The organism is Gemmatimonadaceae bacterium (genome assembly GCA_019637445.1).
In the GTDB taxonomy this organism is placed as follows: domain Bacteria; phylum Gemmatimonadota; class Gemmatimonadetes; order Gemmatimonadales; family Gemmatimonadaceae; genus Pseudogemmatithrix.
Map to the genome: position 1 here is coordinate 390,370 of JAHBVS010000002.1, position 13,592 is coordinate 403,961.

Annotated in this window: 10 protein-coding genes; 7 read left to right on the plus strand and 3 right to left on the minus strand. The window is 67.4% G+C overall.

All coding sequences use genetic code 11. From position 1 onward, the window contains the following. Positions 1-4 precede the first annotated feature (4 nt). Positions 5-1,849, minus strand: a complete 1,845-nt coding sequence (locus KF709_11880; protein MBX3175106.1) for a serine/threonine protein kinase — start codon at positions 1,847-1,849, stop codon at positions 5-7. Positions 1,850-2,024: 175 nt separating this feature from the next. On the opposite strand from KF709_11880, the gene KF709_11885 reads away from it, so the two are divergent. The 6 genes from KF709_11885 to KF709_11910 all read left to right on the plus strand — a co-directional run bounded on the left by KF709_11885 (position 2,025) and on the right by KF709_11910 (position 8,487). Next, complete coding sequence (locus KF709_11885; GenBank protein ID MBX3175107.1) at positions 2,025-3,926, plus strand: von Willebrand factor type A domain-containing protein; 1,902 nt, start codon at positions 2,025-2,027, stop codon at positions 3,924-3,926. A gap of 155 nt (positions 3,927-4,081) precedes the next feature. Then, entirely contained in the window at positions 4,082-4,459 is a 378-nt protein-coding gene (locus KF709_11890) for a biopolymer transporter ExbD (GenBank protein MBX3175108.1), read from the plus strand. 64 nt (positions 4,460-4,523) lie between these two features. Continuing rightward, positions 4,524-5,699 (plus strand): hypothetical protein, encoded by a 1,176-nt coding sequence (locus tag KF709_11895; GenBank protein ID MBX3175109.1) that lies wholly within the window; start codon positions 4,524-4,526, stop codon positions 5,697-5,699. Further along, the gene (locus KF709_11900; protein MBX3175110.1) at positions 5,696-6,826 is read left to right on the plus strand and encodes a hypothetical protein; all 1,131 of its coding nucleotides are present in this window, start codon (positions 5,696-5,698) and stop codon (positions 6,824-6,826) included. Before KF709_11895 ends, KF709_11900 begins: the two co-directional genes overlap by 4 nt. Positions 6,827-6,856: 30 nt before the next feature. Next, the gene (locus KF709_11905) at positions 6,857-7,207 is read left to right on the plus strand and encodes a cupin domain-containing protein (protein MBX3175111.1); all 351 of its coding nucleotides are present in this window, start codon (positions 6,857-6,859) and stop codon (positions 7,205-7,207) included. A 203-nt stretch (positions 7,208-7,410) separates the two neighbouring features. Further along, complete coding sequence (locus tag KF709_11910; protein MBX3175112.1) at positions 7,411-8,487, plus strand: Fic family protein; 1,077 nt, start codon at positions 7,411-7,413, stop codon at positions 8,485-8,487. On the opposite strand, the gene KF709_11915 is transcribed toward KF709_11910, so the two are convergent. Together KF709_11915 and KF709_11920 are read right to left on the minus strand one after the other, a co-directional pair. Continuing rightward, positions 8,479-10,098, minus strand: coding sequence for a bifunctional metallophosphatase/5'-nucleotidase (locus KF709_11915; GenBank protein MBX3175113.1), 1,620 nt, complete (start codon positions 10,096-10,098; stop codon positions 8,479-8,481). The genes KF709_11910 and KF709_11915 overlap by 9 nt on opposite strands. A gap of 21 nt (positions 10,099-10,119) precedes the next feature. Continuing rightward, on the minus strand, positions 10,120-12,387 hold the full coding sequence (locus KF709_11920) for a hypothetical protein (GenBank protein MBX3175114.1): 2,268 nt from the start codon (positions 12,385-12,387) through the stop codon (positions 10,120-10,122). A 148-nt stretch (positions 12,388-12,535) separates the two neighbouring features. On the opposite strand from KF709_11920, the gene KF709_11925 reads away from it, so the two are divergent. After that, positions 12,536-13,543, plus strand: coding sequence for a hypothetical protein (locus KF709_11925; GenBank protein ID MBX3175115.1), 1,008 nt, complete (start codon positions 12,536-12,538; stop codon positions 13,541-13,543). Positions 13,544-13,592 lie beyond the last annotated feature (49 nt).

Below are 13,592 nucleotides of genomic sequence, written 5' to 3' on the forward strand. Positions count from 1 at the left end.
CGAATCAGTCCTCGCGCGCGAGCAACGCGTCCACTTCACCTTCCGCGCGCAGCCGACGGTCGATCTCGTCGCCGACGTTTCGGACGCGCTCGAGCTCGGCCGTCAGTCGCTCCGCCGGGATGGCGCCGACCGAGAGGCGAAGCAGGTCGAGGCGCAGGCTCTCGAGCGCCGTGACCGCGGTGGGGTCCGCGGGCGCGCCGCGCTCTACGGCCTCCGCGGCCAGTCGCGCCTTCCGCTCCAATGCGTCGATCAGCGAGGGCACGCCGGGGCCGAGCATCGCGATTGCTTCTTGCGGCAGGGCCTCGTACAGTGCGCGCGCGGCGGAGCCGAGGGCGATGGCGGTGGGTTCGGGTCCCTCGAGCGCAGCGCCCTCCATCGGCGCGCGGTCGCCACGTCGTGACTTAAACATCCAGCGGCCGAGCCGACCCTGCAGCAGTCGGTCCCACCAGCGCTCGCGGCCATCGGGCGCGATGAGACGCAGCCCCGTGAGGACCGCCAGCGTCGGCAGCACGACGGCTCCCGCGATGCCGAAGATGTTGAGAATCGCCGGCTCGTTGGCGAGCGCCATCGCAAAGCTGGCAACGCTTCCGACGACGGTCCCCGCGAGCAGCCAGCGTTCCTGCCGCCGGTTCATTGCCGTGGCCTGCGCGGTTGCGGCGCGTTCCTCCTCGCGGGTGGCGGTCTCCTGCGCGAGTGCGGCGACGATCCGTCGCTGGTCCACGCCGCGGCTGCGCAGCGCCCTCGCGTGTCGCAGCAGCTGCCACATCCGCGCCTTTGCGAGTCCCGCGGGCAGCACCGCGATCAACACGAAGATCCAGGCGAGGATGCTGTGGCGATCCGGCGACCCTGCAATGAGATCCGCGATCGTGAGGCCGAGGGCGTTGCTTGCGGCGACCGTGGCGGCAGCGCCAGCAGTCGCGATCTCGCCGCCGAGTCGTTCCCAGTCGCGAAGGAAGGACCGCTGCGGCGCCGGCACCAGCGCAGTGCGCGACCGCGCGGCGTCGAGCTCGGCGACGAGCCGTTCCGCCGACTCCCAGCGCTCCGCCGGTCGCTTGGCAAGGCAGCGATCGATGGCGGCGGCAAAGCGCGCCGGAATCCCCGCGACGGTTGCGGCGAGTGGTGGGGCAGGAGTCTGCACGTGCGCCAGCAGCAGCGCTGCCGGAGATGTCGATTCGAAGGGAAGGCGACCAGCCGCAGCCATCCACGCGGTCACGCCGAGTGAGTAGAGATCGCTGTGCGCAGTCGCCGTCTCACCCTGTGCGACCTCTGGACTGATGTACTGCGGCGTGCCCCGCAGCACGCCCTCGGCGGGCGTGGCCGTGCCAAGCGCGAGCGCAATGCCGAAGTCCGTGACGAGCGCCCGCCCGGTCGACTCCTCGAGGAGCACGTTGTCGGGCTTGATGTCGCGGTGCACCACGCCTCGCGCGTGGGCGTGGGCCAGCGCCCAGGCGATCTCCTGCACTACCCGCATGGACTCAGCGGCCGTCAACGGCCCGTCGCGGCGCAGGCGTTCGCCGAGCGTCTCGCCCTCGACGTAGGTCATCACGAACCAGGTCAGCGCGCCGTTGGACTCGACGCCGTGGATCGGTACGATGTTCGGGTGTGAGAGGCCGGCGGCGGTGCGTGCCTCTCGCAGGAAGCGTTCGCGCGAGTCGTCAGATGCCGCGACCTGCGGCGGCAGCAGCTTGATGGCGACCAGGCGATCGAGTGCGATGTCGCGCGCGAGGAAGACGATGCCCATCCCGCCACGGCCCAGCTCACGCACGAGCGAGAACCGGCCGGCCACGGCGTCCTGCAGCGCGAGGAACTCGGGCGATGGCGAAGGCGAGGTCGTCAGTGAAGCGGGCACGGTGTCTCTACGGATGGGGCCGGGGAAAAGCTTCAGGCGCGCTCATCAAGAATAGGATAGCGCAGGCACTCAAGCAGGACGAAGTGTGGTGACAACGGCGATGGCGCGCGAGGTACAGGGGGAAAACGGCCGCCGTTCACACCGCAGCGTACACATCAACCGAGGAGTCCCCGCCATGCTTACGTCCTCGCTCGCGCTCTCACCCTTCACACGACGCACGACTGCGAGTCTCGCGATCGTGGCGGGGCTCCTCCTCGGCGCGCCGCCGATGGGACACGCGACCTCGGCGAATGATGTCGTCATCACTGGTCGGGTGGTCGATGTACGCGGCCGCGCCCTATTCGGTGCGGGAGTTGGCATCGAAGCAATCGCCCTGCAGGTCGGGGTCAACGAGAGTGGCGTCTACACGATGACCGTGCCAGCGCGCCATCGCGGCAAGACGCTGATCCTGCGCGCGCGGATCTTCGGGTATGCGCCCCAGGTGCGGTCGGTCAAGCTCGACAGCGACACCATCGTCATCGATTTCCAGCTCCGGCAGGACGTGAATCGCCTGAGCCAGGTTGTCGTCACCAACGGGAAGGGAGCCGCGGCGGCCAGCCTCTACAATGGACCTCAGGGCTTCTCCACGGGCGCCCCGCTCTATGAGCACTCGCGCGATCTTGGCGGCGAGTCCTACGCGCGGATCACCGAGAACAGCTTCCGCTCGCCGCGCGTGGCCCCGCGCTCGACCTTCGGCGTGGATGTCGACCGGGCCTCGTACAGCAACGTGCGCCGCATCATCAAGGCCGATCACCAGCGGCCGCCCGTGGACGCCGTGCGCATCGAGGAGTTGATCAACTACTTCCCCTACGCCTACGCGGAGCCGCGCGGTGAGCATCCCATCGCCATCCGCACGGACGTCGCCGCCGCGCCGTGGGCGCCCGACCATCTGTTGGTGCGCGTGGGACTGCAGACGCGCGCCATCGACCTCACGGAGGCCCCGGCGAACAACCTGGTCTTCCTGATCGACGTCTCGGGCTCGATGTCGAGCGCCGACAAGCTGCCGCTGTTGCAGCAGGCATTGGCAATGTTGGTCGAGCAACTGCGTGAGCAGGACCGCGTCGCCATCGTCGTGTACGCCGGTGCGTCGGGCCTGGTGCTGCCCGCGACGTCTGGCGCCGAGAAGATGAGGATCCTTGCCGCCATCGACAGACTGCACCCCGGCGGCTCCACCGCGGGTGCGGAGGGGTTGCAGCTCGCGTACAAGGTGGCGCGGAAGAACTTCATCCCCGACGGCAACAACCGTGTGATTCTCGCCACTGATGGCGACTTCAACGTCGGCGTGACCGACAATGCGGAGCTGGAGCGGATGATCACGCAGCGCCGCGAGGAAGGCACGGCGCTGACCGTACTCGGCTTCGGTGCAGGAAACATCCAGGACGACCGGATGGAGATGCTCGCGCGCATCGGCAACGGGAACTACGCCTACATCGACTCGCGGCTCGAGGCGCGGAAGGTGCTGGTGCACGAGCTTGGCGGCACGCTGGTGACCGTTGCGAAGGACGTGAAGCTGCAGGTCGAGTTCAATCCGGCCTTGGTCGCGGGCTACCGTCTGCTTGGCTACGAGAATCGCCTGCTCAACGACGAGGACTTCAAGGACGACAAGAAGGATGCGGGCGATATGGGGGCAGGGCACTCCGTCACGGCGCTGTACGAGATCATTCCGGTCGGGTCGCGGGATGCGGCACAGGTGAAGCTGCCGGACTCGCTGCGGTATGTGCTTGTGGCGCGGCCGGAGCCTCGCAGCACGGGCGAGCTAATGTATGTGAAGGTGCGCTACAAGCAGCCGACGGACTCCGTGAGCGTGCCGATGGAGCACGCGGTGCCGAATCGGGTGGCCGAGGCAGATGAGGACTTCCGGTTTGCGCAGGCGGTGGCGGCGTTCGGGATGGTGCTGCGTCAGTCGGAGCACAAAGGCAGCGCGACTCCGGAGATGGCGTTGGAACTGGCCAATGGCGCGGTGGGGCGGGACTCGCGAGGGTACCGCGAGGACTTCGTCGAGTTGGTGTCGGCGTATGGCCGGCTGCCGCGGAGGTAGACGGAGTACGGATGCGGCGATGGCGAGACCTCATTCGGCCGTCATCGATCTGTAATGGAAGGCTCACGGGCGCTTCAGGTCGGCGTGGCACGTTGCACGCACCCTTCATCCTGGAGCGACCCGTGCAGCCGAATACCCGGTCTCCTGTCGTTGCCGTGCCAAATGTCACCCCGCTGGTGGACGTGATGCTGGTGCTGTTGATCATCTTCATGATCGTCACGCCGGCGCTGGAGTCCGGGGTCATCGCGGAGCTGCCGGTTGCCGAGAACCTGCTCAACCGGCCGACGAAGGAATCGGACCACACGCTGGCGATCGACTTCAGTGGGGCGTTCTTCCTCGATCGGAAGCCGGTCGTGGCAACTGCCCTCGGCCCGGCGATCCGCGCGCTTTATCCGGACACGCGCCTGGACCGGGTTCTCTTTGTGAAGGCGCACAAGGAGCTGCCGTACGCGATCGTGCGCGATGCGCTCGATGTGGCCCGCGAGAACGGGGTCAAGGTCGTGGGGCTCGTGTCGGAGAAACCCAGACCGTAGGGCAGGTGTCGAACGCGAGGTACATTCAAGCGGTTCGCCCCTGGCTGATTCCCGGAGACGCCTGATGCCGCAGCATCGAGTTCCGCTCGCCGCCGCACTTCTTGCCACGCTCGTCGCAATCGCTACTGCACGGGGACAGGCGTCCGACACCCTCCGCCTCCCGCTTCGCTGGGAGGTCGCCGAGGGCCTGCATCCGACCGCCGACTCGCTCGGCAAGCTCTCCGGCGTTGCGCTCGACAGCGCGGGGAACGTCTACGTGTCGGATTTCTCGGATGCGCGCATCTGGGTCTTCGGGCCGGACGGGCGTTCGCTGCGCGCCATTGGGCGCAAGGGCAAGGGGCCGGGCGAGTTCGAGGCGCCGACCGGCATCGCCATTGGCCCCGACGGCAAGCTGTACGTGCGCGACCTCGAGCACGTGAGCCTCTTCAGCGTCGATCCAGAGACCAAACGACTCGCGCGCTATGAGACACGCTTCCGCGGCCCCCTGATGTCCGACTGGACATCGCAGAGGACAACGCGGTTCGATCGGGCTGGACACCTGTTCTATCCGCAGTTCGCGGTCATGACAAAGGACGGGCCGTCCGGGTGGTACTACCAGTACACAACTGCGGGCGAACTACGCGACTCGCTGCGAGTTTCGTCGTTCCCCACCGCATCGGTGCACACTGCCTACGTGCGCCTTGACGCGCGTGGCGGGCGAATGCTGAGCGGCCTGAACCGCGTTCCCTTCGCACCGTGGCCCACCTGGGACGTCACGCCGCGTGGTACGCTGCTGATTGGCGACGGCACATCGTACCTGCTCACCGAGACGGACGCCTCTGGCCGCGTGCTCAGGGAGTTCCGCCGCAGCGTTGCGCCCGAGCGCATCCCGGCCGCCGAGCGACGCGACAGTCTCGCTGCCCTTAGCGCGCGCCTCGACTCCATCACGGTGCCCTGGAGTCAGGTGGTCGGCGTGCCGCCCGAGGTGCGCGCCAAACAGCTGCCCGAGCACTACCCGGCGTACATCGCGGCCTACGCCGCCGAGGATGGGCGTGTGTGGGTGCGGCGTTGGGTCTCTCGCGGTGATCGGCGCACGGTGTTCGACGTGTTCGAGGCGGACGGGCGGTTCGTGCGCGTGGTGGAGCTGTCGCGCAATCTTGCCGTACAGCCGGCGCCGGTGCTCGGGCTTCGGGAGATCGTGGGCATCAGCATCGATGCGGAGACGGGTGCGCACACGGTGGTGCGCTTCGGGTCGCGATGATGATGACTCGCGCCCTGCTCATCGCAGTTGTGAGCACTGTCCTCGCCTCGGAGGCGCTCGCGCAGTGGCGCATTGATCTCACGGGCGAACCAGCGCTCTCGCTCAGCGAGCCGTTCACGCAGATCGCGGGGATTCGTGCGCTTCCCGGCAATCGCGCAATCGTCGTGGATCAGATGGAGCGTCGAGTGCTGCTCGTAGATCTGTCCAACAACACGTATCGGCAGATCGGGCGCGAGGGCGGCGGTCCCGCTGAGTATCGTTTCCCGACTCGCCCGATGGCCGCCCCTGACGGCCGCACGCTCATTTACGATGCAGTGCTGCGTCGGTTGCTGCGCCTCGAGCCAGACGGCCGCTTCGAGCCATCAGCGCCGCTGCCAAGTGTTACGGTGCCGGGCGGCGTAGGACGCGCGGTCGGTTCGGACAGCGAGGGGCGTGTGTACTTCGAAGGCAGCAGCTTCAACGCCGAGACGGGGCGATTTGCCGACTCAGTGGCAGTCGTGCGATGGGATCCCGCTTCGGATCGTGTCGACCTGCTCGGCCGCGTGTGGTCCGGGGGCCGTGTGCGTGTCCAACGCAACGGCGAGGTCGCCAGCCTGGCGCGCTCCATCACGCCGTTCCCGGCGGTCGATGCTTGGGTGGTACTGGCGGATGCACGGGTGGCCATCGTGCAGCAGCAGCCTCACCGCATTGTGTTGCGTGATGCCGTGGGGTCGCGCACCGTCGAGTCTGCTGACCTCTCGTTCCCGCCAGTGGCCATCACCCCGGCTGAACGGAACGCCTATCGCGCGCGCGAGGAAGGCGCGAGAATGGCGGCCGCGGGAGTCGCAGGCGGCGGGCCATCAATGCGACGTCCGCCGACCGGCGACGCAGAGTTTCCCGAGGCGATGCCAGCCTTTGTCGCGGCGTCGCTGCTTGCCTCGCCCGCTGGTGAGCTTTGGATCGGGCGGAGCTACGCGCACAACAGCGCGACAAGGCGCTACGATGTGTTCTCGACGGACGGTCGACTTGTCGCGGTCGCCACGCTCGGGCGCGATCGCACGGTGGTCGGCTTCGGCGACGGTGTCATCTACGTCGCGCGCACTGACCCGGGCGACCACCTGGTCTATCTCGAGTTGTATCGGCAATAGCGGGCTCAAATCCCTCGAACTGGCGGAGACGTGACGGCAATCAACATTCCCCAGAAGCTGGCCTCCTTCACCGACCACTGGCAGCCGCGCACCATCGCCGAGTTCAACGGACACGACATCCGCGTGGTGAAGCTCAAGGGCGAGTTCGTCTGGCACAAGCACGACGACACGGACGACTTCTTTCTCGTGCTCAGCGGGCGCGTCACCATCCAGTTGCGCGACGGCAACGTGACGCTGGGCCCAGGCGAGATGTACGTGGTGCCGCAGGGCGTGGAGCACTGCCCGATGGCGGAGGAGGAGGCTCACGTGCTGTTAATTGAGCGCTCGGGGACGCCGAATACGGGGGATCCGGCGACCGCTGCACCACGTGTGATGATCTAGCCGCCCAAGCCAGCCGCTGGAATCCTAAACGATTGCTGCGTAGTGCTTTAGCTAAACATCGAACCTTTTGGCGCGGGCCCGGCAGCGCTCCCTTGAGTTCAGACTGCGCAAAGATTCTATACGAATGGCAATAATATGTATAGAAATCAACGATATCTATACATATATTCCTGCGCCGGTCCAGAACACCAGAACCCTCGCAGATGCGCTTCTCGGACGTTCCTCGAGAGATTTTCGACTCCCCGCAGGTCCTTCGACGCGTCACGGAAGCCGCGCGGGCGCTCGCTGAGTTCAAGGGCGGCGTTGCCACCATTCCGAACCAGCAGATCCTGATCAACACGCTGGCGTTGCAGGAGGCAAAGGACTCCTCCGCAATCGAGAACATCGTCACGACGCACGACGAATTATTCCGGCACCTGTCCGGCCCCGATGGTCCGGAGAACCCGACGGCGAAAGAGGTGCTGCGCTATCGCGAAGCGTTGAACGTCGGCTGGGACCGCGTCGCCAAGCGCGGCCTGATCACGAACAACGATGTCCTGGAGATTCAGGCCGCGCTGGAATCGAGCAAACCGGGATTCCGAAAGGCGCCAGGCACGACGCTCAAAGACTCCGACGGCAGGGTCGTGTACACGCCTCCGCAGGACGCTCGGCTGATTCGGCAGCTGATGGAAGATCTTGAGGCGGAGCTCAACGCCCCGCCCGATGCCGGACCAGACCCGCTCATTCGGATGGCCGTCCTCCATCACTGCTTCGAGAGCATCCACCCTTTCTACGATGGCAATGGTCGGACGGGTCGGATCCTCAACGTGCTCTTCCTACTCAAGGAAGGGCTGCTCGACCTACCAGTGCTGTTCCTGAGCGGTCCGATCGTGCGGAGCAAGCCGCGCTACTACGAGCTGCTACAGGAAGTGCGTGCGCGCGGCGCTTGGGAATCCTGGATTCTCTACGTGCTCGACGCAGTGCGGGAGAGTGCCCGCGAAGGCATGGCCCAGGTCTCGAAGATTCGCGATGCGATGCTCGCCGTGAAGCATCGCGTGCGCGCCGAGTTCCCCAAGCTCTATTCGCAGGATCTGATCAACAACCTCTTCGCGAACCCGTACACGAAGTCGACCTTCCTGGTGCGCGAACTCGGCGTCTCGCGGGTCACGGCGGCCAAGTATCTCGATCTGCTCGCGGGAGCCGGCATCGTCCGCAAGATCAAACGCGGCCGTGCGACCTACTATGTCAACGTGAGCCTTCTCGCGATCCTCACCGAGAGCGGCGGCAGTGCATCAGGATGAGACGATCCGCCCCATCGCCGGCAGGTCCACGCTCCCTGTGCGCTTCACGTGCTCCGTGATGAGCTCCGACAGCACCACGTCGCGCCGCACAACGCGCCCGTCAAGGAACCCGCGATACCCATCGCCGCCCTCGGCCAGGAATGAGTTGGTCGTCACCGTATAGCGCCGCTCCCGCTCCAACGGCGCGCCGCCGACCGAGACCGAGAGCACACGCGCGCCAACCGGCCGCTTAGGGTCATAGCGCAGTGACACCCCGCTGACCTGACACATCCCCGCGTGCAGCGAGCAGCCGTGCTCCAGCACCTCCCACAACGCGCCGCCCGGAAGATCCACGGTCACGGAGTCGTTCAGGAACGGGAACGCATCCAACACGTGCCCCTTGTCGATCACACCCTCGGGGATGTCCGCGCGCAGCCCACCAGCATTCGTGATGCCCACCTCGCTGCGCGCCTGCGCCCGCATCACGTCCGCGCAGAAGGCGCCAAGCGTTGACTCGTGGTGATAACGCCGCGTGAAGCGACGCGCCGCACGGCCCAACGGCGGCCCGATCTCCGGCGCGATCTTCTCTCGATACCGCGCCACTCGCGCCGTCACGCTGGGATGCGCCGGGATGTCATCGCTGTCCACGCGCAGCAGCGCAACGTCGTGGCCCACGACACGGCCGCCATCGATTGCCAATCGCACACGCCCGACGCGCGTGCCGTAGCCGTAGGTCTGCGTGATCACCGTGCCGGTGTCGGGATGCACGATCGGCGCCTCGAGCCCGTGGTGCGAGTGCGCGGCAATGTACACGTCGATGCCCGGCACCGCGCCACAGAAGGCGATGTCTTCATCCAACGATCGCTGCACCGCCGGATCGTTCTCGGCGTCCGACTGCATTGGACCCGGCAGGCCCTGATGCCCGAGCACCACGATGGCGTCCACGGAACCACGTAGCGCACGCACGGAAGCCTTCGCTTCGGCCACTGGATCCGTGAACTCCAACTCCGCGACCTTGCTCGGCATAATCGTCTGCGTGGCGGCGCGCATGCCCATCACGCCGATGACCCCGAGCCGGATGCCATCGCGCTCGAGGATGGTGTGCGGCCGCGCGAAGCGTACACCGGAGCCGCGATGCCGCACGTTGCAGCAGAGGATGGGGAAGGGCACGCGCGTGATGCCGCGCTCGAAGGCTTGCCAACCGTAGTCGAACTCGTGGTTGCCGACGCCCATCGCGTCGTAGCGCAGGAGCAGCATCAGCTCGAGCAGCGCCTCACCCTCAGTGAGCTTGGACAGCGTGCCGGTGAACATGTCGCCGGAGTCGAGCAGGAAGGCGGTGTCGGCGGCGTTTCGCTCGCGCTCGATCAACGTGGCCATATGCGCGGCGCCGCCGAGTCGTGGGGAGCCCGGCAGCCAGAAGGCGGGCACGGGCTCGAAGGCGCTGTGGAAATCGTTGGTGTAGATCAGCGTGACCTGGCGCGCGCCGTGCGGGGCGCGCCAGCGGTCGCTCCTGCGGCTGACTGTACGTGGCGCGTCGTCGGCGCCAAGCGTCTGGGGCAGGACAAACGGTGCTGCGCCCAGCAGGGCCGCGAATTCGCGGCGCGAGAGCTGCGATCGGTCGCTAGGGGCCATGCGCTAATGTAGCGCGATTCGTCAGCGCAGCTCGATGAAGACGTCCACGCCCCAGCCGCGGCGCCCGGTCAGCGCCTTCGAAAGGTCCATCCGCAGCAAGCCATCGAGAATCGCCGCGCCGATTCCCGCCGACCACAGGCGAGCGTCCGGTCGAGGGAAACGGTCGCGATCACCCGCCCAGCCGACGTCGGCAAACAGCGTCGGTCGCAGGAGCGGCGTGCCCTTGGAGAGCTCCGCCCTCGCCATCCAGAACGCATCGCCTTGCATCGAGCCCGGCACCTGCGCGTGCACGGTCTGCGGCCCGCCGAGGAACCAATGGCGCTGCACGGGGAGCTCGCCCACGGACGAACCCGCCGCGCCACTCACCGCAACGCCGAAGCCGCGGCCGAGTCCGGTGCCGAGTCGCAGGTCCAGCATCCCGCGGCCGTACTCCGCCTCGCCGCTCGCGCCTTCGAGGCGCAGTGCACCCGAGAGCTGCACGCCTTCCGGGTTTGCGCCAAGTCCGAAGCTGACCGTCGACGCCGCACCATAGAAGTCGCCGGCGAGCGGCACGATGTTGGGCACGAAGTCGTGTCCGATGATCGCGCGCCCGAACGAGAAGCTGGTCTCGACCTCCGCTTCGTTGTCGCGCTCGGCGAAGAGTCGCCAGCCGAGCGCGACGTGCCCACTGATGCGTCGGTGCGTGCCGGTGAGCTCGACGCCGGTGCTGCGATGGTAGAACCCGTAATCGTTGCCGAGCAGGAAGGCGGCAAGCGAGGCGCTGAGTCCGAGCGGGTTTCCCCAGTCATCGCTGGCGTCGAGCCGGTGGTACGCGCCCAGGCGGTACGCGGACACGCCGCTGGCCCGTGAGAGCGCAAGCTCGACGTTCGGTTCCAGGTCCGCGACGCCGAGCCGCAGCGTGGCGTCGCCGGCGAGACCGCTGCCGAACTCGCGGTCGCCGCGCACGCCAATCGCGAGTCCTTCCACGCGGTTGTATCGCAGCAGCCCAGGCTGCAGCCCGTAGCTCCAGCGGGCGGGCTGCGGACTCCAGTCGGCTTGCCGCGAGATGGCCAGCGCCTTCCCGATGTCGTCGTGCAGTCGGTCGAAGTCCGCCTCGGTGAACAGCTCCTCGCTGGGCGCGTAGATGCTCGGCGGCAGCGCCGGCGAGTTCACGAGGTCGCGATGGTTGCAGGGATACAGCACGCGCACCCGCACGCCTTCCTGCGAGGCGCGGATGTGCATGTCGTCGCGGCGGATCAACGAGTCGACGGACAGCGCGGCCTCGTTGGGGTCGCGCGAGTCGCGGCAGGTGCCACTGTCGACGCGGTCGCTGCCGCGCATGCGTTGGAAGCGATCGTTCCAGCGTCGGATGCTCTCGCGGTCCGGCTGTGCCGCCTGCGCGATGCCGGTGGGCAGCGCGCGCACGCGTTCGTACTCAAAGGTCTGTTCAATCGAGATGGTGATGCGCCCACCCTTCGCCGAACCCGCGGCCGTGGCGAGGCGCACGCGCGGAAGCCAGAAGCGTTCCTCGAACAGGCCGTGCTCGATCAGGATCTCCTCGATGTCGCCGCGGAACGGGCCGAACTGGCGGAACATCTTCTCTTCGTCGCGATTGAACTCGCCCTTGAAGAACGGCCAGAGGTCCACCGGCACCGACGGCCGGTACGCGGCGCGCACGAGGGCGCCGCTGGCGTCATCGACCCAGAGCGAGCCGACAATCAGGCGAGAGTCGGGGCGCCGCGGTTGGAGGATCAACTCGCGCAGCCGCAGGCGACGGCCGCTGGGCAGCGAGAGCTCGAGCGTGCCGCCGAGTTGGAAGCGATAAAGGCTGTCACTGCCCGCACTGAGCGGGTGCTCGAAGAAGGTCGGGGCGCCGTCCAAGTCCTCCGTGACGTCGGCGAGCTCGTCGACCGGCCAGAGGCGATCGCGACCGGGATAGTAGGGAATGACAATCGCCATCTCGTCGTCCACGACATCCATCTCGATCTCACCGACGATCGGCGCGACGCCGCGCCCGGCGATGAGTTCTGTCCAGGCGCCGAACTGGTGGTGCCAGCCGCTGCGTGCGACGGTCTCGAAGCGCGCGGCGAGTCGCATTCTGCCGATGGGGCCGACAGCCAGCCCCGACGCGACGCCGATCTGCGCGGTCCAGCGCTGCTTGGCGGTGGCGTGGTACTCCTCGAGCAGCGAATCCTGTTGGTAGCGCGCAGCGCGGGCACGTGCGACAAGCGCGGCCGCGGAGGGATTCTCCGGCGGCGGCGCGGATGCGGCGATCTGGCAGGCGCAGAGTGCGCCGAGGAGGAGACCCACGGTCGCTCGGGGAGAGGAAGGCTGCGAGGGCCCTACGGCAGGCAGCGGTGGTCGGTTTCGGGGCGCAGCGCTGGCGGTCGCGCCTCCGCGCGATTCTTTGCGCCGTCAGTCCGGCGGCACCTGTGCGAGGCTGTATCTTGAAATTGCGATGTTCCAGACCTGCATCTTCTGTCACAAGCCACTCGGCGCCAACGAGGTCGTCGAGCATTTCCCGGTTGGCCGCCGCCTGGCCTTCGACGCCGCGAAGGGCCGGCTCTGGGTGGTCTGCCGCAGCTGCGAGCGATGGAATCTCTCGCCACTCGACGCGCGCTGGGAGGCGATCGAGGAATGCGAGAAGATCTTCCGCGAGACGCGGATGCGGGTGTCCAGCGACAACGTGGGGCTGGCGCGATTGCGTGAGGGCACGGAACTGGTGCGCATCGGCACGCCGCAGCGCCCGGAGTTCGCGGCCTGGCGCTATGGCGACCAGTTCGGTCGGCGCCGCCGGCGCGCGTTCTTCGTCGGCGGCGGCATTGCCGCAGGTGTCGGGGCGGTGGTGGTGCTGGGCTCGGTCGCCGGCATCAGCATGGGTGGCTTCGCCGGCATCTGGGGCAACCTGCCGAACATGCTGAATGCGATGCGCAAGGTGAAGCTGCGCACCGATGACGGGCAGCTGATCACGATCCGTGGCACCGAGTTCATCAATGCGCGCTTCCACGGCGATGTGCTGCGCGGGACACCGCGACTGACGGTCAAGGTGAAGCGTGAGGAACTGCTCTTCACCGGCGAGGAGGCGTTGCGCCTCGGTTCGCGCTTGTTGCCGGCCATCAACTCGGCCGGGGGCACGAAGCGCACGGTGGCCAGCGCCGTCACGGCGTTGGAGGAGCAGCGCGGGTCGGAGGGATATCTCGAGCGCTACTTCGGCCAGCACGCGCCGGTGGATCGCAAGGGAAAGCCCAAGCCGTTCTCCTCGCTCGATGCGCCGACGCGATTGGCGTTGGAGATGGCGCTGCACGAGGAAGCCGAGCGGCGTGCGATTGCCGGCGAGCTGGAGGTGCTGGAGGCCGCGTGGCGGGAGGCCGAGGAAATTGCGGGGATCGCCGATAGTCTCACGCTGCCTGAGGATGTCGAGCGGCGCTTCGGGGCGCTGAAGGACGGGAAGGGCGAGGAGGAGTAGCGAGAGCTGTCGGGGAAACCTCGGAGGTTGCGCAGCGTAGGTATTGCCG